Consider the following 21666-nt stretch of genomic DNA (forward strand, 5'->3'; position numbering starts at 1 on the left):
GAACGAAACACTGAATGCAAGCGGATGCCGCACGCAACGCATCTTAGCGGCAGGAACCACTTCGACCAAGCCGATACCGGTTGGCTGGTTTCCGGTTCTTCATGCGGTGGGAGCCTGAAGAAAGCCTTACGGATCTGCGATTGACCGCACAATGACCGGATGTGCGACAGTCTATCGGGCTGAAGTTGCGCCTTGATACCAGGCCACGATGCTCCGGCGCGCTTGTGGTTCCATTTCTATTGCGCTTGGCGGCGGCATGGCGTGGCTGCGACCCGCCTGCAGGTAAACCTGCTTGGCATGGCGCGCCACATCGGCTTCCGTCTCCAGCACCACGCCCTTGGGCGACCAATGAATACCCTCCCAGGAAGGTTCGCGCGCATGACACATGGAGCAGTTTCCGACCACTGCTAAATAGGCGTCATCGAACCCCGCGTCCGAAGCAAAGCGCTCTTCCACGGGCGTCAGCACGCGGGCTTCCGCCTCTTCATACGTCTCCCCGCCCGGCACGGTCGACAGCCATGCGATCACCAGCATGATCAGCACCGTTGCCAACCACGTCCAGGTCGGCCCGGCTCCAGTGGCATGCATGGTGTTGAAATAATGACGGATCGTCACGCCGGTCAGGAAGATCAGGCTCGCGATGACCCAGGCATATTCCGTCCCGAACGCAAGGGGATAGTGGTTCGAAAGCATCAGGAAAACGACCGGCAAGGTCAGGTAGTTGTTGTGCGTTGAGCGCAGCTTGGCGATCTTGCCGTATGTCGCATCCGGCGTCCGCCCCGCCTGCAAGTCCTTCATCACGATGCGCTGGTTCGGCATGATAACGAAGAAGACATTCGCAGTCATGATCGTGGCCGTAAAGGCGCCAAGATGGAGGAGCGCCGCCCGGCCCGTGAAAATCTGATTGTAACCCCAGGACATGGCCACGAGGATTGCAAACAGGAGCAGCATGAGCACGGTCGGTGCTTCGCCCAGCTTCGATTTGCAGAGAAAGTCATAGAAGAGCCAACCGATGGTGAGCGAACCACCGGAAATCAGGACCGCCTGCCAGAGCGACAGGTCTGCCTTTGAAGGGTCGATGAGAAACAACTCGCCCCCCACCCAGTAAACGACCATCAGAAGCGCCACACCGGAAAGCCAGGTCGCATAGCTCTCCCATTTGAACCAGATCAGGTGCTCCGGCATGTTGTCGGGTGCGACGAGGTATTTCTGGATGTGGTAGAAGCCGCCGCCGTGAACCTGCCATTCTTCGCCATGCGCACCGGGCGGCAGATGGGGCGCCTTCCTCAGACCGAGGTCGAGGGCCACGAAGTAGAAGGACGACCCGATCCATGCAATCGCCGTGATGACGTGCAGCCAACGGACCGAGAAAGCCAGCCAGTCCCAGATGATTGCCAGATCGTACATGGCATTGCTCCCTTTTTTTGCTGGCACCATGCTATTCAGGATGGCTTTCTTCTGGTATTTGCAATGAAGACCAAGCAGCATCAAAAATATCCGAATAATGTCGTATCTCGACAATGTCCGAACCTTCGTCCGGGTCTATGACCTCGGCAGCATGTCCGCCGCGGGGCGAGATCTGCGCATCTCGCCAGCCGTCACATCCTCGCGGATATCGCAACTTGAAGAACATCTCGGGGTCCGGCTTTTCCAGCGGACGACACGCAGCCTCACCCCAACCGAGCAGGGCAAGGCGTTCTACCGTGGGGCGATGGACATCCTGGAGGCGATCGAGACCGCCGAAGCTCAGATCGTTAACATCACCGAGAATCTCAAGGGATCGCTCTTTGTGGCCGCCCCCCTCGGTGTCGGTCGCCGGCTGATCGCGCCGCAGGTGCCCGGCTTTCTGGAGCAGTATCCGGAAGTGAGCCTGCGTTTGCGCCTGACCGACAGAAAGGTCGACCTGACCACCGAGGGCCTGGACCTGGCGTTTTTCCTTGGTCTGCCCGAGGACAGTAACCTGCGCATCCGCAAGATCGCCGATGTCGAACGCGTACTCTGCGCTGCACCCTCCTATATCACGGCCCGTGGAATGCCTGCGAATGGCGCCGAGCTCGTTTCCGCAAAGCACGAATGCCTGAACCTGCGCTTTCCTGGCGCAACGGAATTCCAATGGCGGCTCATTACACCCGAAGGCCCGCAACGTTTCCGCGTCGAAGGCCGCTATGAATGCGACGACGGCGATGTTCTCACCGAATGGGCCCTCGCCGGCCATGGAATCGCAATGAAACCCCTTTTCGAGGTTGCCGATCACCTCGCGTCTGGTGCCCTCGTCGCGGTTGCCCAGCAAACACCCCCGGAACCGATCCAGATGGCCTGCCTCTTCACCCACCGCCGAGGCCAGGACCCGAAGGCCCGTCGCTTCATGGAATTCGTGATCGAGCGTATTGCCGACACGTTCCGCCCGTAGACTCGCCTAACTCCCGCGGTAGGTCGAATAGCTGTAGGGCGAAAGCAGCAGCGGCACGTGATAGTGGCTCTGGTCTGACAGGCCGAACCGGATCGGGATCGCATCCAGAAACCGCGGCTCTCCCGCCTGCACACCCACCGCGTCCAAATAGGCGCCCGCATGAAAAACAAGCTCATATATGCCGGTCCTGAATTCCGACGCGGGCAGGATCGGTTCGTCCGTTCGTCCGTCATCGTTCGTCCGCATCGCCTTCAGCAAACTGCGCGCGTCGCCATCGATCCGAAACAACTCGATCTTCATCCCCTCTGCCGGGCAACCACGCGCCGCATCGAGCACATGGGTCGTCAGGTATCCGGTCACGGGCAGTTCCTCCTTGGTCTTCACGCGCATCTAGCCTCGGAGAGCCAGCGGCGACAAAGCGCGACATTTGGGAGGCTCCTTTCTGATTTAATTGAAAATGCGCACCGATTTTCCGGGTTATACTGCGTCAAAACGGGGAGCCATCACAATTGAACCGCTATCCGCGCAACATGACCGGCTACGGGGCAGAGCCTCCTGCCGCCAACTGGCCCGACGGGGCAAAGATCGCCATCCAGATCGTCCTGAACTACGAAGAAGGCGGCGAGAACAATATCCTGCACGGCGATCCGGCGTCGGAGGCCTTTCTTTCCGAGATCACCGGGGCGCAGCCCTGGCCTGGTCAGCGGCACTGGAACATGGAGTCGGTCTACGAATACGGCGCCCGCGCCGGTTTCTGGCGGATTCACCGGCTGCTGAAGGAGCTGCCCATTACCGTCTACGGCGTTGCGACGGCGCTCGCCCGTGCCCCCGAACAGGTGGCGGCCATGAATTCCGCGGGCTGGGAGATTGCCAGCCACGGGCTCAAATGGATCGAACACAAGGGCATGACGCCCGAGGAGGAACGCGCGCAGATCCATGAGGCGATCAGGCTTCATACCGAGGTAACGGGCCGCGCACCGCGCGGGTGGTATACCGGGCGCTGCTCCATGAACACGGTCGATCTCGCCGCCGAAATCGGTGATTTCGCCTATATTGCAGACAGCTACGCCGACGATCTGCCCTACTGGGTCCGCGCGGGCGGCAAGGACCAGCTCATCGTCCCCTACACCATGGATTGCAACGACATGCGGTTCGCGATCCAGGCAGGCTTCACGGATGGGTCGCAGTTCGAACGCTACCTCACGGACAGTTTCGACATGCTCTACGCCGAGGGCGCGGCTGGAATCCCGAAGATGCTTTCCATCGGGCTCCACTGCCGGCTGGCGGGTCGCCCCGGTCGCGCCATGGCTCTACAACGGGCACTGAAACATTTCTCGAAACACGACGGCGTCTGGTTCGCCACTCGCGAGCAGATCGCCGACCACTGGGCAAGGGAGCATCCCGTGAAACAACGCATTGCGCCATCGCAGATGGACAAGGAGACTTTCGTCGCGGAATTCGGCCGCGTCTTCGAACACAGCCCCTGGATCGCCGAAGGTGCCTTCGCAGCTGAGCTCGGACCTACTCATGATACTGCGACAGGCATCCACAGCGCCATGGCCCGAGTGTTCCGCGCCGCATCCGAAGAGCGACGGCTCGGAGTGCTGACGGCCCACCCCGACCTTGCGGGCAAACTGGCCCAGGCCAAACGCCTTACCGCCGAGTCCACAGCCGAGCAGACCTCCGTTGGTTTGGATGCGCTTACCGACGCGGAGCGCGCGGCCTTCACGGAGTTGAACGAGCGCTACACCGCCCAGTTCGGATTTCCCTTCATCATCGCCGTGCGAGACAACACCAAGGCAACCATCATGGAAGCATTCCGGCGACGCGCTGCGAACGACCGCGCCACGGAATTTGCCGAGGCCTGTCAGCAGGTCGAACGCATTGCAGAGCTTCGCTTGCAGGAGAAATTCGCCGCATGACCGATCGGATCCGTATCCAGCCTTTGACCGTGGAAGCCTTCGCCCCCTTCGGCGATGTCCTTGAAGTGAACGGCGCACCCGACAAGATCATCAACCAGGGCATGTGCGGCAGACACCATGACCGCGCGGTGCTCGACTTCCCTGACGGCCGTGCGGGGATCAGCCTCTTCGACGCCAAACCGCGCAAATTGCCCCTCACGCTCGATATGGTGGAACGCCATCCTTTAGGCAGTCAGGCCTTCATTCCGATGAATGAACAGGCATTCCTGGTGGTTGTGGCGCCAGACGAGCATGGAAAACCGGGTCGCCCCCTCGCATTTCTCACTCGACCCGGACAAGGTGTGAACTACCACCGGGGGGTCTGGCATGGCGTGCTCACGCCGCTTTCCGAACCGGGCCTTTTCGCCGTCGTGGATCGCATTGGAGAGGGCGCGAACCTGGAGGAGCACTGGTTTCGGGACGAGTTCGAAATCGTGGAGTGACATTTTTACCCGGCGAGATGCCGGACCTGGTTGGAAACGGGGAGAAACACTATGGCCGACGATTCTGTCGGGACGCCGGAGCAGCTGCGCGACCCGAACTATACACCACCTCTGGCCAAGGCCGTGCCACTGGGCATCCAGCACGTTCTGGCCATGTTCGTCTCGAATGTGACGCCCGCGATCATCATCTGCGGGGCCGCCGGTTTCGGCTTCGGGTCCGACAGCGCCGACTTCCCGCAGATGATCTACATGATCCAGATGTCGATGTTCTTCGCAGGCGTCGCCAGCCTGTTCCAGTCGATCGGCATTGGTCCCGTGGGGGCTCGCCTGCCGATCGTGCAGGGAACGAGCTTCGCCTTCATCCCGATCATGATCCCGCTCGTCGCTGGAAAAGGGGTCGATGCCATCGCGGTTCTGATGGGCGGCATCTTCGTGGGCGGCCTGTTCCACACCTTCCTCGGACTGTTCATCGGGAAGCTCCGTTTCGCGCTTCCGCCGCTCGTAACCGGCCTTGTCGTCACCATGATCGGTCTCGCGCTGGTCGAGGTGGGGATCCAGTATGCCGCCGGTGGCGTTCCGGCGATCGGCACACCGGAATACGGTTCCGCACTCAACTGGTCGATGGCCGGGATCGTGATTCTCGTCACCCTCGGCCTCAAGTTCTTCGCGCGCGGAATGCTCTCGGTTTCCGCCGTTCTGGTTGGCCTTCTGGTGGGCTATGCCTTTGCATACCTGTTCGGCCAGGTCAGCCTTGGCAATGTCAGCAATGCAGCCCCCTTCGCACTGCCCGATCCGATGCATTTCGGTATGGAGTTCTCTGTCGCGGCAATCATCGGCTTCTGCCTCATGTCCTTTGTCTCCGCCGTTGAAACTGTCGGCGATGTGTCCGGCATCACCAAGGGTGGCGCGGGCCGCGAGGCGACCGACAAGGAGATTCAGGGAGCCACCTTTGCGGACGGGATCGGCACTGCAATCTCGGGCCTGTTCGGTGCGCTGCCCAACACGTCCTTCAGCCAGAATGTCGGCCTCATAGCCATGACGGGCATCATGAGCCGCCATGTGGTGACCATCGGCGCGATCTTCCTGATCCTCTGCGGACTCATGCCGAAGGTCGGCGCAGTCATCTCCTCGATCCCGATCGAAGTTCTCGGCGGAGGCGTCATCGTCATGTTCGGCATGGTCGTTGCGGCCGGCATCTCGATGCTTTCGGACGTGAACTGGAATCGCCGCAACATGGTGATCTTCGCAATCGCCCTTTCGCTCGGACTCGGCCTTCAGCTTGAGCCGGACGCGCTCCAGTATATGCCGGGAACCCTGAAGGTTCTGGCGACATCGGGCATCCTGCCTGCAGCTCTCATCGCCATCGTTCTCAATCTTGTCCTGCCGGAAGAATTGACTGACGAGGCAACGGAGGAGGTTTCCGGTGGTATGGCCGGGCATGGCCGCGGTTCCCTGCCGGAGAGCAGGCACAGCTGATCCGAAGGACGCCGGCAACACATCCCGAGAAGGACGCCCGCGGCTCTCCGCGGGCGTTTTCATTAGTTAGACCTGCATTCGCGCCAGTTCGGCCAAAATCACGAAACGCCGTCCAGAGCTAGAAATCCACCTCGATAGCAAGACCTTTGTCCACTGCGAGATCGACCACCGCCGAAGCCACAGCCAGATCCTGAAGCCCCACGCCTGTGCCATCGAAGAGCGTGATCTGATCGTCAGAGCTTCGCCCCGGATGGCTCCCGTTGATCACCGCGCCTAGCTGGGCCACATCCGCTGCCGTGATCATCCCCTGCGCAACGGCATGTTGTGCCTCACCGATCGAAACCGATTGCGCCACCTCGTCGGTAAAGACACGGGCCGCGGCAAGCAGTTCCGGCGCAACCTCCTGCTTGCCCTTCGTGTCCGTGCCCATGCAGGCAACATGCGTTCCCGCACTGACATGGCTTGCTAGCACCACGGGATCGAAGGACGAAACGATGGTGATGATCACATCGGCCTGGCGCATACCCTCAAGCTCGACCGCCTCGAAAGGCACACCGGCTTCGCCGGCGACCGCCTCGAGGCGCGCAAGCCGATCCGGGTTCCTGTTCCAGCCGATGACCTTTTCGAAATCGCGCTGCTCCAGCGCAGCCCGAAGCTGGAACGTCGCCTGATGCCCCGCACCGACCATGCCGATCACCTTCGCATCCTTCCGCGCCAGATGCCGTATGGAGACGGACGAAGCGGCTGCGGTGCGAAGCGCAGTCAGCAGGTTTCCCCCTACCATCGCCTTCACCTTGCCGCTGTCCGGATCGAAGAGAATGATCGTCGACTGATGATTGATGAGCCCCTGCCGTTCCATGTTGTGCGGCCAGTAGCCCCCTGCCTTGAGCCCGAGCGCAAGCCCCGCACGATCAAAACCGCCCTTGAACCCATAAAGCGCATCTTCATGCCCGATGGCCTCGCGCACCACGGGAAAGTTACGCGCGTCGCCTGCGGCCATGGCGGCAAAGACTTTCTCCACCGCGTCGAACGCGGCCTGACGACTCACAAGGTCGGCAATCTCCCTCTCCGGCACGATCCACATGCATCCCTCCATTCGCAAAACGCATCCGCGCGCCTCAGCCGATAGGAGCCGTGGCACGCGAACACCGGGCGGCTCACTCCCGAGCCCGCCCGTTCTCCAGTTCGATCAATCAGTAGGCCTTGCCGCGAGCCGAGACAGGCCAGAGCGTCTCGACCTTGCCGTTCCGCACGCCCACATACCAGTCATGGACATTGGCGGTCGGATCGCAATGGCCAGGCACCAGCCGCAGCTTCTCGCCCACCTTCAGCCTGCCCTGAGGATCGGCAATCACCCCGTGCTCATCCGAGCACTTGATGTATTCCACATCCTCCCGCCCGAAGATGAACGGCAGTCCGCTGTCCACCGACTGTGCCTTCAGACCTGCGTCACAGATTGCCCTGTCCGCCTTGGCGTGGCTCATCACCTGCGTGAGGATGAAGAAGGCGTTCTCCCACTCACCCTGATCGATCCGCCTGCCGTTTTTGTCGAGAATGCGTCCGTAGTCGGCATCCATGAAGGCGTAGGAGCCGCATTGCAGCTCGTTGTAAACGCCCGAGTTCGCTTCGAAATAGTAGGAGCCGGTGCCACCACCCGAGACAAGCTCCGGCTCGAGGCCCGCCCCCTTCAGACCATCGACCGCATCCCGAACCATTGCGATGGCGATGTCGAGTTTTTCCTTGCGCGCCTCATAGCTGTCGAGATGCTGCATCGCGCCCTGATAGGCTTGGATACCCGCGAAACGGAGCCCGAGTGCTGCATCCACTGCGCGCGCAATCGCTAAAACATCCGCAGCTGTCGTCACACCACAGCGCCCGGCACCGCAGTCGATCTCGACGAAACATTCCAGCGTGGTGTCGTGTTTCTCCGCCGCGGCCGAAAGCTCAGCCACGTTCTCGATATCGTCGACACAGACGATGATCCGTGCCCCGAGCTTGGGCAACCGCGCCAGCCGGTCGATCTTGGCCGGATCGCGCACCTGGTTCGACACCAGCACGTCCTTGATCCCGCCGCGGACAAACACCTCGGCCTCGGACACCTTCTGGCAGCAGACACCCACCGCGCCGCCAATCTCCTCCTGGAGCTTCGCCACATCAACCGACTTGTGCATCTTGCCATGGACACGATGCCGCATCCCATGCGCCTTCGCGTATTCTCCCATCTTCCGGATATTCCGCTCCAGGGCGTCGAGATCGAGCACCAGACACGGCGTCTGGATATCGGCCTCATCCATGCCCGGCAGCGCGGGAACATCGAAACCCACTTCAAGTTGGTCGAGCTTGGTATGTGCGTTCATGTCGATAACTCCCTTCACGTCAACCACGGCAGCCTGTCGAGATCGACATTGCCGCCTGTAATGATCACGCCGACACGCTTGCCCTTGAACGTCTCGGGGTTCTTGAGAATGGTCGCGAGCGGCACCGCGCTCGACGACTCCATCACCACCCGCAGATGTTTCCAGGTGATCTTCATCGCGTCGACGATCTCCTGCTCTGATGCCGTGTAGATGGCCGAGACATGGCGCGAAACGAAATGCCAGGTCAGGTCCTTGAGAGGCACCTTCAGCCCGTCCGCCACCGTGTCCGGCGCATCATCGGCGATGATATGCCCCGCCTTGAAACTGCGATAGGCATCATCGGCCTGCTCAGGCTCCGCTGCGATGATCTTCGTCTCTGGTGCGAGCGTCGAAAGCGTCAGGCAGGTGCCCGAGACCATGCCACCGCCCCCGATGGGTGCGACCACGAGATCGAGCCCGTCCGCCTGCTCGACCAGTTCCTTCGAACACGTCCCCTGCCCTGCAATCACCCGCGGATCGTTGTAGGGATGAACGAAGTCGCCCCCCGTCCTGGCCTGCACCTCGGCGAAGACCGCCTCGCGCGCGCTTGTCGAAGGCTCGCACTCGGTGATCTTGCCGCCATAGCGCCGCACCGTGTCCTTCTTTGCCTGCGGGGCCGTGCGCGGCATGACAACATGGCAGGGAATACCACGCTTCATCGCAGCAAAGCTCAGACATGAGGCGTGATTGCCAGAAGAGTGCGTCGCCACACCCTTGCGTGCCCGATCCTCGTTCAGCCCGAAGACGGCGTTCGAGGCCCCACGCACCTTGAAGGCACCCGGCTCCTGGAAATTCTCGCATTTGAAGAACAACTGCGCCCCGGACAGTTCGTCGAGATAGGCCGAGCGCCGAACCGGCGTGCGAAGGACATGCGGCTTGATCCGCTCGTGAGCGACCAGCATGTCCTCGTACGTCGGAACGTCCATGATCCCGTCCTTCATCACGCCGCGTCCTTCTGCGCGACCAGCCGGTTTGCGCGGTAGTAGTCCTGCGCGGCAGCGACGCCCGAACCCAGAGTGATGTCCAGCCCTAGGTCGGCCATGCACATCTCGGCCGTGGCAATACCCGACAGCGCCATGACATCCGTGAGACTGCCCAGATGGCCGATGCGGAACACCTTGCCCGCGACCTCGCCCAGGCCCACACCGAAGGCGACCCCATAGGCATCGGCCGCGTGGGTCACGATATCCGTCGCGTTGAACCCCTCCGGCGTGCGGATCGCGCTCACGGTGTCGGAATAGACCGATGGCTCCACTGCGCAGAGCTCCAGCCCCCAGGCCCGGATCGCCGACCGCACACCCTCCGCAATCCGCGCATGGCGCGCAAAGACGTTCTCCAGCCCTTCGTCGAGCAGCATGCGGCAGGCTTCGTTCAACCCGTTCAGGAGCCCGACCGCTGGCGTATAGGGATAGGCGTTGTTGGCATAGCCCTTCGCCATGTCATGCACATCGAAGAACGTCCGCGGCAAGCCAGCGGTCTTCGTGGCCTCCATTGCCTTCGCGCTGAAGCCTGTAATGGCGAGGCCCGCCGTCAGCATGAAGCCCTTCTGCGAGCCGGTGACAGCAACATCGACACCCCACTCGTCAAAGCGGAAATCCATCGAGGCGATGGAACTCACACCATCGACGAAAAGAAGCGCCGGGTGGCCAGCCGCGTCGAGAGCCCGGCGGACCGCCGCGATGTCGGACTTCACGCCCGTTGCCGTCTCGTTATGGGTGGCCAGAACCGCCTTGATCTGGTGCCCCGTGTCGGCAGTCAGGATCTCCTCGTAGCGGTGAGCTGGCAGGCCCGCTCCCCAGGGAGTCTCGACGATCTCGACGTCGAGCGCGTGGCGCTGGCACATGTCGATCCAGCGATGGCTGAACATGCCGTTGCGCGCAGCCAGAATCCTGTCGCCCGCCGAAAGCGTGTTGGTGATGGCCGTTTCCCAGCCGCCTGTCCCGGTCGAAGGGAAGATGAAGATCTCCGCGCTCGTGCTCTTCAGAACCTTCCGCACCCCATCGCGTGCAGGATGCAGGATCTGCCCGAAAAGCGGCGAACGGTGATCGATCGTCGGCATGTCACAGGCCTTGCGGAGGTTCTCGGGGATGTTGGTAGGCCCCGGAATGAAAACAGGGTTCTGAAAACTCATCTCTCGCTCCTTCCGTCTTTATGGCGACCCTACCGCAATGAAATCGAGCAAGCCATTTTTTTGAAATTGTTTTTCAAAAATGATAGTTTTGCAAATATCCGTTTATTGCGAACGACATATATTTTTCATATGTTGATATGGTTTTTCATTTTCGCCAGCAGGCACCTTATGGAATCTCGAGAAAATGGCATCGGCGGCACGCGCAGACCGCGCGGCAGGCCCCGTGACTGGGAGGACAAGACCAGCCAGAACACCATCAAGTCGCTTGACCGCGCGATGGAGGTCTTCGAGTTCCTCAGCGAAGCGCAGGGAATGACCCTGAGCGAGATCTCGTCGGAAATGGGCCATTCCCCGGCCACGGTCTACCGCATTCTCGTGACACTGGAGACACGGGGGCTGGTGGAGTTCGATGTCGAAGAACAGCTCTGGCATATCGGCGCGCGCGCCTTCGTCATCGGCGCACGGTTTCTGCGTCGAACACAATTGGTCGACAGGGCGCGCCCCATTCTTCGCCGCCTGATGGAAGAGACCGGCGAGACCGCGAATCTCGCCGTCGAAAAGGGAGGCTCCGTGCTGTTCCTGAGCCAAGTGGAAACCACCGCGAACATCCGCGCCTTCTTCCCGCCGGGCACCCTGTCACCCTTGCATGCCTCAGGCATCGGCAAGGCCCTGCTGGCGGAAATGGAAGAGGAAAGGTTCGCGCGTTTCCTCAAGCGATCGGATCTTTCCGCCTTCACCGAGCACACGTTCATTGACCCGGGCGCGCTGCGGCACGAGATCGAGATGATCCGCGCGCGCGGTTACTCGATCGATGACGAGGAAAAGAACATCGGCATGCGCTGCATCGCGGCCCCCGTCTTCGACATGAACCGCGAGGCCATCGCGGGCATTTCGGTCTCCGGCCCGACGAGCCGAATAGGCCATGATCAGATCAAGACCCTGAGCCGCCCCGTCATCGAGGCAACCCGCGAATTGACGAAGGCCATCGGCGGTGTCGTCGCTACTCGGCAGCCGACCTGAAGTCGAGCATCCCGGTCCGCCCGTTGGCGCGCGGACGCAGCGCCATTGGCCGGTTGACGTCCTTGTAAAGCAGGTAGCGGAACCGACCGGGGCCGCCAGCATAGCACGCCTGCGGGCAGAATGCGCGCAACCACATGAAATCGCCCGCTTCCACCTCGACCCAGTCCTGGTTCAGTCGATAAACTGCCTTGCCTTCAAGCACGTAGAGCCCGTGCTCCATCACGTGGGTCTCGAGGAAGGGGATCACCGCGCCGGGCTCGAAAGTCACCACCGTGACATGCATGTCGTGGCGCATGTCCATCGGATCGACAAAGCGCGTCGTCGCCCATTTCCCATCGGTCCCCGGCATCGGCGTGGGAGTGATGTCATTCTCGTTCCGCACGACCACATCGGGCTGCACGAACCCCTCTGCCGGCTCGTAGGCCTTGCGGATCCAGTGAAAGCGCAGTGTCGCGTCACCCTTGTTGTGCAGGGTCCAACCGCTCGACGGCGGCAGATAGGCATAGCCTCCGGGCACCATCGTGTATGTCCGGCCACACACCCTCAAAGTTGCGGTTCCCTCGACAACGAAGAGGACGCCCTCCGCGTCCGGGTCGGTCTCGGGCCTGTCTGACCCGCCTCCGGGCGCAACTTCCATGATGTATTGCGAGAAAGTCTCCGCGAAACCCGAGAGTGGGCGCGCCAAAACCCAAAGCCGGGTCTGCGTCCAGCCGGGGAGAAAGCTCGTGACAATGTCGCGCATCGTGCCCCGCGGAATGACCGCATAGGCGTCCGTGAAGATCGCCCTGTCAGTGAGAAGCCGATCCTGTCCCGGATGGCCACCATGGGGCGCATAGTATTTCGAAGTCATGATTGCTCCTGAGGCGGCGAGACAGCCAAAGTATGGGTATCGGAATCGCGTCCGACCACCCGTGCCCAGCCTACAACACCTTTCGGTTTTTCTTGAAAATCGCGCGGCGTTCCCAGGCAAACCCCGTGCTTCAGGCCCCCTTCTGCGGCACGCCCGCCACATAGGTCTGCGCGATTGACCTGTCGTCTCCCATGATCTGGAGCACGAAAAGCTCGTCTGCAAGCGTCTCGACCTTCTCCATGCGAAGCGCCATCGCCGGTGTCGCACGCGGATCGAGCACGACGATGTCGGCCTCGGTTCCCGCGTCCAGTGTCCCGATCCAATCCGTCATCCCGAGCACCTCGGCATTCCCGCGCGTGATCCAGTGAAACGCCCGCAACGCATGCAGCTTCTGGTCCTGAAGCTGGAGAATCTTGTAGCCCTCGTTGAGCGTCTGCAACATCGAGTAGCTGGTGCCCCCGCCAATATCGGTGGCAATCCCGCTGGTGATGCCGCGTGCCCGCAGCCCCGCATCATCGAAAAGCCCGCTGCCGAGAAAGAGGTTCGATGTCGGGCAGAACACCGGATGCGTTCCGGTTTCCGCCATGGCACCGATCTCGCGCTCCTTAAGGTGAATTGCATGCCCCAGAAGACTCCGTGGACCCAGCAGGCCGTAGGTTTCGTAGACATCGAGATAATCCCGCGCCTCCGGGTAAAGCTCCGCCGTGAAGGCAATCTCTGCATGGTTCTCCGAAAGATGCGTCTGGATGTAGCAGTCGGGATGTTCCGCCGCGAGCGAACGAGCCATTTCCATCTGCTCGGGCGTGGAGGTGATCGCAAAACGCGGTGTGATCGCATAGGACGCCCGCCCCTTGCCGTGCCAGTCCGCAATGAGCGCCTTGCTGTCGTCATAGCTCGATTGCGGCGTGTCGAGCACCGCTTCTGGCGCGTTGCGGTCCATCATCGTCTTGCCCGCGATCATCCGCATGTTTCGATCCGCAGCTTCGGAAAACAGTGCCTCGGCTGAGGCCTTGTGAACCGAGCAGAAGGCCACGGCGGTCGTGGTGCCGTGATCCGTCAGGAGCGAACAGAACTGCCGCGCCATCGCCCGCGAATGCTGGGCGTTGGCGTATTCCCCCTCCGCCGGAAAGGTGTAGTTGTTGAGCCAGTCGAGCAGTTGCGCCCCCCAGCTCGCCACGACCTGAACCTGCGGAAAATGGATATGCATGTCGATGAAACCCGCCATCATCAGCCCCGGCCGGTGATCGACGACCTCGACCTCCGGCGCCTCCCGCACCACCTCCGCGAAGGGACCACTGGCCACGATCAGCCCGTCGCGGACGAGGATGCCGCCGTCCTCGAGATAGGTATGGGCTTCGGTATCGGAGCTCTCCAGCGGCTCACGATGGAACGTCAGAAGACGGCCGCGCAGGAGCGTTTCGGTCATGGACTGCCTCTCGTGATTGGGACGGGACGGCGCGTCTGCCGCCCCGCATCTGGCCTCAGGTATATTGAGCGGGTGTATCTTCGTCGATGAAATCGGGCTCGTCGGGCACGATGATGCGATGCTCCAGATCCTCCTTCGGCGCGAACCGTGGATAGGTCAGGAGAAACGCTGCGATGATGAGATACCCCACCGTGATCCCGTCGAATTGCGGCGCCTGAAGCGTGGCGGAATGGATGATGCCAACCGAGGACATGACCGCCGCCGCGAAGGCAAACCGCCCGGCATGCTGGAACCGCCCGTCGATCACGTCCGCGACGATCGCGCCCCAGATGAGCCCCGTCAGGATCGCCCCTTGCGAGAGCGCGAGGTGCCCCTCGTAATGCGCACCTTCCATCAGAAGCGCGGCAGTCAGGTTCGTATCGCCCAACCCCGGCAGACCCTCCACACCCGAGCTTCGCAGAGCATTTAGGAGCGCGCCCCACTTCACCATCAGGAATGCGGAAATGTGCGGCAGGATCGCGAAGGCCACCGCCGCCATATGTGTCGTCTTCACCGCGAAGGTCGTGTTCGTCATGAGGCTCACCGAGACAAAGACGAGCACCGGCGCTGCGGCGGCAATCGGGATCAGACCGGCGAGGAACGAGAGAAGCCCGAAGAACGCCGCCACCGCGATCACCAGCGCCACGCCAACGATGTAGCCCGCATGTGCGTCAAGCCGCTTGTAGGCCGGATGTCCGATATAGACCGTGGTCGGAAAGGGCGAACCGAAGAGTGCGCCCACCATTGTGCCGGCTCCGTCCGTCACCTGGCAGACCGCCACCGGGTAATGATCACCCGCGGCCTCGGCCGACTCCACGTTGTTCATCGTCTCGATGAAGTTGTAGATCTGCACCGGGATCAGCACGAGGAAGAGCTCAGGATTGGCAAAGAGATACTGGATGCCCGCCAGCATGTCGCCCAGGTAGGGTATTGGCGGGTAGAACCCGATGCCCTCCACGCTGATCGTGGATTTCCCCAGCACGATCGCGATGATCGTCCCGGCTGCGATCGCGACCAGACCGGCAGGCAGGTTTCCCGGCAGCCGGAAGCGGCCAATCAACCCCCAGAGGATGAACAGCAGCGAGGTAAATCCGATGATCGGGTTCTCGAATATCTCCGCCAGCGGCACCGATCCGATGAAGACCAGCGCAATGCCGCAGAGCGTGCCCAGCATTCCGGCGCGCGGCGTGATCCGCTTCAGGAATGGCCCGACAATCGCGCCGAGCGCGGCCACGATCCCGCCCATGAAGCCAGCACCGATGCCGACCTGCCAGGCCAACATCGGATCGTCCGTTGCCCAGTAGATCGGTCCGATCACGCCGAAGAGGTAGACGAACATCACTGGCGTCGAAATCCCGTAGGGCAGCGCGGTCACATCCGCACCCTTTTGCGCCGCCGCCCGCTTTGCCAACAAGGTATAGACCGCCACACCGGCGATGATCGCCAGCGCCGCCCCCGGCACGATCCGGCCATAGACCAGGTCCGCCGGCATTTGGAACACGAACTGGCAGATCCCGGACAGGATCAGCAGGTTCACGAGGTTGTCGGTAAAGAGCGCCCAGAAGGCGCTGAAATCGCTCCGTGTGAAGAGCTTGTAGTCGTAAGCCGCCGCAGTCATCACGGTGACCCTCCCCTGTTGTGCCCCTGTTCCGCGCGGTCTTGTCGGGCCGCCTGTCGCGAGGCCGTTTTCCGTTATTCCGCTGTTTTCTCGGGTGATCGCACCATCTCGGTCAGAGCCGCCATGACCTCAGCCACCACGAAGGCCGCAATGACCTCCGGTCGCTTGTCTCCGCGCCCCACCGCCCCGATCGGACAAACGAGACGGTGCGTGTCGGCCTTAGACGCTCCGGCGGCGCAGAAGCGCTCGAATTTCACCCGCTTCGTGGCAGAGCCGATCAGCCCGACATAGGCTGCATCATGTCGCGCCAGCGCCTCCGCCGTCAGCAGGAAGTCGAGCGCATGGTCATGGGTCAGCACGATGAAGGCACTTCCCGCCGGGGCGGTTCGGATATCCGCCTCGGCCATGACGGAGAGGCGCTTCTCGATCCCGGCACCGCACATACCGAGCTCCGCCGCACGGTTGTCGATGAGGATGCAGCGAACCGGCAGGTGCTGGAAGAGATCCGAAAGTGCCCGCCCCACGTGCCCGGCACCCAGGACATAGACATGCGGCAGTTCCTCGAGACGCCGCGTTTCCGCCGCCATGGCCGCGGTCCGAGCGTCCCCCGACATCAGCGACAGCGAGATCTCGACCCGACCACCGCAACACTGGCCGATTTCCGGTCCCAGCGGCACATCCATTTCTGTCGCTATCTCGCCGCTCTTCAGCATCGAACGGGCCTTGTCGATGGCCATGTATTCGAGCTGCCCGCCGCCAATGGTCCCGAAGAACCCGTCCACCGCGACAAACATCTCCGTCCCGGCCTCTCGCGGCGAGGAACCCCGCACGCGGGTCAACCGCACGGCGATGACGCGCGGACTTGCTTCGAGGAAAGCGGCGAGCGACATGGGATCAGGCCCTCAACCGCTCGATGGCCATGAGCACCCGCTCAGGCGTCGCCGGCGCATCGAGCCGCGGACAACTCTTGTAATTCGCAACGCTCGCCACCGCATGGGAAAGCGCTTCGAACACCGAAATTCCCAGCATGAAGGGCGGCTCGCCCACGGCCTTTGAGCGCTTGATCGTCCGCTCCTTGTTCTCCGACCACTCCGCCAGCGCCACGTTGAAGACGCGCGGGCAATCCGAGGCAAGCGGGATCTTGTAGGTGGATGGCGCATGAGTGCGCAGTTGCCCCTTGTCATCCCACCACAACTCCTCGGTGGTGAGCCATCCCATGCCTTGGACGAAGGCTCCCTCGACCTGACCCTTGTCCAGGATCGGGTTCAGCGATTTGCCCACGTCATGCAGGATATCGGTGCGCTCGACCCGGTATTCGCCGGTGAGCGTATCGACGGACACCTCCGAGCACGCCGCGCCATAGGCATAGTAGTAGAAGGGCCGCCCCTTGCCCGTCGCCCGGTCCCAGTGGATTTTGGGCGTCTTGTAGAACCCGGCGGCCGAGAGATGCACCCGCGCCATGTAGGCCTCACGGATGAAATCGGCGAAGGGAATGGTCTCCTCCCCAATCTGCACCGCATTGGCGACGAAACGCACGTTCTCCGCAGTGGTCTGCCAGCGCTCGGCGGCAAAATCGATCAGCCGCGCCTTGATCTGAAGCGCCGCGTCCTGCGCCGCCATGCCGTTGAGATCGGAACCGGAAGAGGCCGCCGTGGCGGAGGTGTTGGGCACCTTCTCCGTGGTGGTCTTGGAGATCTTGATCCGGTCGAAATCGACCTGAAGCTCGTCGGCCACCACCTGCGCGACCTTGGTGTTGAGCCCCTGCCCCATCTCCGTACCGCCATGGTTGAGATGGATCGAGCCGTCGGAATAGATGTGCAGCAGCGCACCCGCCTGGTTGTACCAGGTGGCCGTGAAGGATATCCCAAACTTCACCGGCGTCAGCGCGATGCCCTTGCGCACAACCCCGCCCTTCGCGTTCCACTCCAGAACGGCCTTCCGCCGCGCCTGATAATCCGCACTCTCCTCCAGCTCCGCGACGATCCGCGGCGCGATATTGTCCTCGACCGTCTGGTGATAGGGCGTCACATCGCGCCCGTCGTCCGAACTGCCGTAGAAGTTGCGCTTGCGGATTTCCAGGCTGTCCACGCCCCGGTGATAGGCGATCTCCTCCATGATACGTTCCGCCGCGATCACACCCTGCGGTCCGCCGAAGCCCCGAAACGCGGTGTTCGACACCGTGTTGGTCTTCATCGGATGCGAGTTCAGCAGAACGTTCGGGTAGTAGTAGGCGTTGTCGGCGTGAAAGAGCGCCCGATCCGTTACCGGCCCCGAAAGGTCGGAGGAAAAACCGCAGCGCGCGGCGAACTCGCCGGTCATCGCCTCGATCCGCCCCTCGTCGTCGAACCCTACCTCGTAGTCGATCACGAAATCATGCCGCTTTCCCGTGGCGCTCATGTCGTCGTCGCGGTCGGGCCGGATCTTCACCGCGCGGTTCCACTTCTTCGCCGCTATCGCCGCGACCGAGCAGAACAGGTTCATCTGGGTTTCCTTGCCCCCGAAGCCCCCCCCCATGCGCCGCACGTTGATCGTGACCGCATTCGACGGCACGCCCAGAACATGCGCGACCATGTGCTGCGCCTCGCTCGGATGCTGGGTCGAGGAATGCACCGTGACATCCTCGTCCTCGCCCGGAATGGCGAAGGCGATATGACCCTCCAGATACATGTGATCCTGCCCGCCGATCTTGAGCTTGCCCTTGATCCGGTGCTTGGCTGCCTTCATCGCGTCCGGTGCATCGCCGCGCTTGAGCGTCAGGGGCGGTGTTACATAGCCCATATCGGCGGCCTGTGCGGCCTCCGGATCGAGCGCATGCGGCAGGTCCTCGTAGGTCACCTTCGCCAGCGTCGCGGCCCGGCGCGCGGCATCGCGGGTTTCGGCCACCACCGCGAACATGGGCTGGCCCCAGAACTCGACCTTTTCCGTCGCGAAGATCGGCTCGTCATGACGTCCGGTCGGCGAGACATCGTTCACGCCCGGAATGTCATCCGCCGTCAGCACGCCGACGACACCCGGCGCGGCCTTCACCGCTTCGAGATCCACCGCGACGATCTTCGCATGGGCCCGCGTGGAAAGCCCAAGATAGGCGTGCAGCGTGCCCGCAGGCTCCGCAATATCGTCGCAATATTCCGCCCGGCCAGTGACATGCTTGATCGCGCTGTCATGGCGCAGGTCGGTATGAACCCCGCCCCGGATCGGACCGCCATCCCGCTCGGCCCGCGCGAGCTTCTGTGCCACGGGCGGGTCCTTGCGCTTGTCGGTGTCGAGAGGAGCGTCGATGATGTCTTCCTTGCCCATGTCCATCCTCCTCATGCACTCAGCCGCACGGGCGCGTCGCCGCCCTGCTGTTCGAGCCAGAACCGCCGAAACAGGTTCTTCGCCACCTGCAAGCGGTAATCCGAAGAGGCCCGCCAATCGCTCAGCGGCGTGAAGTCCTCTCCAAGCTGCGCGGCGGCGGCCAGAACCGACGCCTCGCTCCAGGCGGACCCCACCAATGCCGCCTCTGCCTGGGCGGCCCGCTTCGGCGTCGCCGCCATGCCACCGAAGGCAATGCGTGCCTCCGTCACCACGCCATTCGCGACCGTGATGTTGAACGCCGCGCAAACCGAGGAGATATCCTCGTCCCGGCGCTTCGAGATCTTGTAGGCGGCATGCAGCGCGTCAGCCTTCGCACGCGGCACGCTGATACTCTCGAGGAACTCGCCTTCGAGCCGGTCCTGCTTGCCATAGGCGATGAAGAAATCCTCGATCGGCAGGGTCCGCCGCTCGCCCCCCCGGCGCAAGGTTATGGTAGCCCCCAACGCGATCAGGACGGGAGGCGTATCCCCGATGGGTGAGCCATTGGCCACATTCCCGCCGATGGTACCCATGTTGCGGATCTGCCAGCCGGCAATCCGGTCCCAGAACTCGGCCAGATGCGGGTATTCCCCGGCCATCGCTTCCCGGCTGCCGGTGTAGCTCACGCCGGCTCCGATCTCGATGGCCGTGCCGGTCACCTCCAGGCGCCGCAAACCGTCCAGATGTCCGAGGAAGACCACCGGCGAAATGTCCCGCAGGAACTTCGTCACCCAGAGCCCCACGTCGGTTGCTCCCGCAACCATCGTGGCACCCGGCACCTCGAGGAGTACATCGGCCAGATCGTCGACCGAGGCCGGCAGGATGCAGCGACTTCCCCCCTTTTCCACCATGACCCGCTGCCCGTCCTGCAAGCCCAAGAGCCGCGCCGTCATCGCATCGCGCTCGCGGGTCAGCGCATCCTCGGCCGGACTTCCAAGTGCGGTCGCAGCCTTTGCCGCGCGGATGATCGGCTCGTAGCCGGTGCAGCGGCAGAGATTGCCCTGAATCGCGGTTTCGATCTCGGCATGTGTCGGGTCCGGGTTGCCCATCCAGAGCGCATAGAGCGACATGACGAATCCCGGCGTACAGAACCCGCACTGGCTGCCATGATGCTCGACCATCGCCTGCTGAACCGGATGCAGCCGCCCGTCCGGCCCTGAAAGATGCTCCACCGAAACCACGTGGCAGGCATCGAGAGAGGCCAGCAGCCGGATGCAGGCATTCACCGGCTCGTAGTGAAGACTTCCCTCCTGAAGCCGCCCGACCAGAACCGTGCAGGCACCGCAGTCGCCTTCCGCGCATCCTTCCTTGGTGCCGGTCAGGCGGCGCTCGATCCGAAGGAAATCGAGCAGCGTGTCACTGGCACCGACGCTGTCCAGCGTGATGTCGCGGTCATTCAGAATGAAGCGGATATGCGATCTCGATGTCATCTGGCCTCCCTGTGTCGCAATCGGGAACTGGCGACGCTCTGATAATGCCTGATCCAATGCTCCCAAAATACGGGGTATTCGGATAAGCTTTTTCAACGATTCGTAGACAATCGGAGAAACCGATGCCTTATCTCGACAGCCTGCGCGTTTTTGTCCGGGTGGTCGAGCTTGGCAGCATCACTGCGGGCGGCCGGGACCTCAGAATGACGCCTGCGGTGGCAAGCAAGCGGATAAAAGAGCTCGAACGGCGCTTAAATGTGCGTTTGTTCAATCGAACGACGCGCAAACTTACCCCCACCGAGATCGGCCATGCCTTCTACGAACACGCCCGCCAGGTGGTCCAATCGCTCGAAGATGCCGAAGCCGCGGTCTCGAACTTCTCGCTGCAGCCCCGTGGCGCGGTGCAGGTCACGGCCCCCCTGGGTGTGGGCAAACGGATCATTGCGCCGTTGATCCCGGATTTCGTCGATCTCTACCCGGAGGTCTCGGTGCGCCTGCGGCTTTCCGACCGCAAGGTGGACATCCTCGAAGACGGTCTCGATGTCGCCTTCTTTGTCGGACGCCCGCCGGATTCGAACCTAAAGCTTCGCAAGATCATCGACACCCCTCGGGTGCTTTGCGCCGCCCCGGCCTATCTCGAGCGTTTCGGCACACCCCGAACACCGTCGGAATTGCAACGCCACAACTGCCTCCTGTTACGGTATCCTCGGTCGCCAGAATGGTTCTGGACCCTTGCCACGAAGGATGGCCCCCTCAAGGTCGAGGTCTCGGGCAGCTACGATTCCGATGACGGCGACGTGCTGACCGACTGGGCGCTCGCGGGCCGGGGTATCATCAACAAGCCACGCTTCGACATTGCCCATCACCTCGCCCGCGGCACGCTAGTGGAGGTCATGCAGGACGCGCCCCCCGAGCCCGCGCTTTTCGGCTGTCTCTATCCCCACCGCCGCCTTCAGGACAGCAAGGTCCGGCTCCTGATCGACTACGTGCTGGACCGCTGCCGCGAGCTGCCGATCATCTCGTCCTGATCTCACCCCCCGATACGCCACGGGATCGACCGCCCTCCCGAGGGTCCGGCTTCCTCGGCCTGCACTCTCCCGTGCAAAGCCGGTTTACGAGGCCATCATACT

Annotated in this window: 18 protein-coding genes; 6 read left to right on the plus strand and 12 right to left on the minus strand. The window is 62.4% G+C overall.

Annotated elements, in window-relative coordinates; all coding sequences use genetic code 11:
* Positions 1-171: 171 nt before the first annotated feature.
* A complete protein-coding gene (locus ACP15W_RS08230; protein ID WP_424932392.1) occupies positions 172-1407 on the minus strand; it encodes a urate hydroxylase PuuD in 1236 nt (411 codons plus the stop codon).
* A 97-nt stretch (positions 1408-1504) separates the two neighbouring features.
* On the opposite strand from ACP15W_RS08230, the gene ACP15W_RS08235 reads away from it, so the two are divergent.
* The gene (locus ACP15W_RS08235; RefSeq protein WP_424932393.1) at positions 1505-2410 is read left to right on the plus strand and encodes a LysR family transcriptional regulator; all 906 of its coding nucleotides are present in this window, start codon (positions 1505-1507) and stop codon (positions 2408-2410) included.
* A 6-nt stretch (positions 2411-2416) separates the two neighbouring features.
* Here ACP15W_RS08235 and uraH read toward each other — a convergent pair whose 3' ends face one another.
* Positions 2417-2770: a hydroxyisourate hydrolase gene (uraH, locus tag ACP15W_RS08240; RefSeq protein ID WP_424932866.1), complete on the minus strand. Its 354-nt coding sequence runs from the start codon at positions 2768-2770 to the stop codon at positions 2417-2419.
* Positions 2771-2919: 149 nt separating this feature from the next.
* On the opposite strand from uraH, the gene puuE reads away from it, so the two are divergent.
* The 3 genes from puuE to ACP15W_RS08255 are packed head-to-tail and all read left to right on the plus strand — an operon-like array spanning position 2920 to position 6290.
* Positions 2920-4332 carry an allantoinase PuuE gene (gene puuE / locus ACP15W_RS08245; RefSeq protein WP_424932394.1) on the plus strand — a complete coding sequence of 471 codons (1413 nt, stop codon included), beginning with the start codon at positions 2920-2922 and terminating at the stop codon, positions 4330-4332.
* Positions 4329-4814: an ureidoglycolate lyase gene (locus tag ACP15W_RS08250; protein ID WP_424932395.1), complete on the plus strand. Its 486-nt coding sequence runs from the start codon at positions 4329-4331 to the stop codon at positions 4812-4814. Before puuE ends, ACP15W_RS08250 begins: the two co-directional genes overlap by 4 nt.
* Before the next feature lie 51 nt (positions 4815-4865).
* Positions 4866-6290 carry a uracil-xanthine permease family protein gene (locus ACP15W_RS08255; protein ID WP_424932396.1) on the plus strand — a complete coding sequence of 475 codons (1425 nt, stop codon included), beginning with the start codon at positions 4866-4868 and terminating at the stop codon, positions 6288-6290.
* A 118-nt stretch (positions 6291-6408) separates the two neighbouring features.
* Here ACP15W_RS08255 and bhcD read toward each other — a convergent pair whose 3' ends face one another.
* The 4 genes from bhcD to bhcA form a co-directional block, all read right to left on the minus strand.
* The gene (gene bhcD / locus ACP15W_RS08260; protein WP_424932397.1) at positions 6409-7374 is read right to left on the minus strand and encodes an iminosuccinate reductase BhcD; all 966 of its coding nucleotides are present in this window, start codon (positions 7372-7374) and stop codon (positions 6409-6411) included.
* Between the two features lie 109 nt (positions 7375-7483).
* Positions 7484-8647 (minus strand): 3-hydroxy-D-aspartate aldolase BhcC, encoded by a 1164-nt coding sequence (gene bhcC / locus ACP15W_RS08265; RefSeq protein ID WP_424932398.1) that lies wholly within the window; start codon positions 8645-8647, stop codon positions 7484-7486.
* 14 nt (positions 8648-8661) lie between these two features.
* Complete coding sequence (gene bhcB, locus ACP15W_RS08270; protein ID WP_424932399.1) at positions 8662-9627, minus strand: beta-hydroxyaspartate dehydratase BhcB; 966 nt, start codon at positions 9625-9627, stop codon at positions 8662-8664.
* Positions 9627-10817, minus strand: coding sequence for an L-aspartate--glyoxylate aminotransferase BhcA (gene bhcA, locus ACP15W_RS08275; protein WP_424932400.1), 1191 nt, complete (start codon positions 10815-10817; stop codon positions 9627-9629). The genes bhcB and bhcA overlap by 1 nt, the downstream gene beginning before the upstream one ends.
* Before the next feature lie 168 nt (positions 10818-10985).
* On the opposite strand from bhcA, the gene bhcR reads away from it, so the two are divergent.
* Entirely contained in the window at positions 10986-11837 is an 852-nt protein-coding gene (bhcR, locus tag ACP15W_RS08280; RefSeq protein WP_424932401.1) for an HTH-type transcriptional regulator BhcR, read from the plus strand.
* Here the strand turns inward: bhcR and ACP15W_RS08285 are convergent.
* From ACP15W_RS08285 to xdhA, 6 genes are all read right to left on the minus strand, one after another.
* A complete protein-coding gene (locus ACP15W_RS08285; protein WP_424932402.1) occupies positions 11818-12687 on the minus strand; it encodes a bifunctional allantoicase/(S)-ureidoglycine aminohydrolase in 870 nt (289 codons plus the stop codon). The two genes, bhcR and ACP15W_RS08285, sit on opposite strands and share 20 nt — an antisense overlap.
* A gap of 130 nt (positions 12688-12817) precedes the next feature.
* Positions 12818-14113, minus strand: a complete 1296-nt coding sequence (guaD, locus tag ACP15W_RS08290) for a guanine deaminase (RefSeq protein ID WP_424932403.1) — start codon at positions 14111-14113, stop codon at positions 12818-12820.
* Positions 14114-14168: 55 nt separating this feature from the next.
* Positions 14169-15770 (minus strand): xanthine/uracil/vitamin C permease, encoded by a 1602-nt coding sequence (locus ACP15W_RS08295; protein WP_424932404.1) that lies wholly within the window; start codon positions 15768-15770, stop codon positions 14169-14171.
* A 74-nt stretch (positions 15771-15844) separates the two neighbouring features.
* The gene (gene xdhC, locus ACP15W_RS08300; protein ID WP_424932405.1) at positions 15845-16660 is read right to left on the minus strand and encodes a xanthine dehydrogenase accessory protein XdhC; all 816 of its coding nucleotides are present in this window, start codon (positions 16658-16660) and stop codon (positions 15845-15847) included.
* A 4-nt stretch (positions 16661-16664) separates the two neighbouring features.
* Positions 16665-19067 carry a xanthine dehydrogenase molybdopterin binding subunit gene (gene xdhB / locus ACP15W_RS08305; protein ID WP_424932406.1) on the minus strand — a complete coding sequence of 801 codons (2403 nt, stop codon included), beginning with the start codon at positions 19065-19067 and terminating at the stop codon, positions 16665-16667.
* 11 nt (positions 19068-19078) lie between these two features.
* Complete coding sequence (xdhA, locus tag ACP15W_RS08310) at positions 19079-20536, minus strand: xanthine dehydrogenase small subunit (protein WP_424932407.1); 1458 nt, start codon at positions 20534-20536, stop codon at positions 19079-19081.
* A gap of 122 nt (positions 20537-20658) precedes the next feature.
* On the opposite strand from xdhA, the gene ACP15W_RS08315 reads away from it, so the two are divergent.
* Positions 20659-21564: a LysR family transcriptional regulator gene (locus ACP15W_RS08315; protein WP_424932408.1), complete on the plus strand. Its 906-nt coding sequence runs from the start codon at positions 20659-20661 to the stop codon at positions 21562-21564.
* The last annotated feature ends 102 nt before the right edge of the window (positions 21565-21666 follow it).

It is taken from the genome of Amaricoccus macauensis (assembly GCF_049800915.1).
GTDB lineage: Bacteria > Pseudomonadota > Alphaproteobacteria > Rhodobacterales > Rhodobacteraceae > Amaricoccus > Amaricoccus macauensis_A.